This window comes from Peribacillus sp. SIMBA_075, from assembly GCF_046534585.1.
The window spans coordinates 1-240 of record NZ_JAWRYN010001494.1 but is presented as its reverse complement, the minus strand read 5'-3'; the positions used below and the strand labels follow the sequence as shown (position 1 = coordinate 240).

Here is a 240-nt window from a genome sequence, read left to right as displayed (position 1 = left end):
GCGATTCCAACAGAAAGGGCGGCAATCGAAATTCGTCCTCCGTCTAATGTATATAAAAACTGCTTGAATCCTTTGTTTGGGTCTCCTAATATATGATGCGCTGGTACGCGCACTTCGTTTAAAATGATTTCAGCCGTATCTGATCCGCGCACCCCCATTTTGTCATATGGATTTGTAATTGATAGCCCTTTTTGTCCTTTCTCAACAATGAAGGCTGAGATGACCGGGCGGCGGCTGTCC

1 pseudogene is annotated in these 240 nt (G+C 45.8%); it reads right to left on the bottom strand.

Annotated features, from left to right (window positions below):
- Window positions 1-240 (bottom strand): annotated as a pseudogene (locus SB775_RS33375) (acyl-CoA dehydrogenase); the annotation flags it as partial.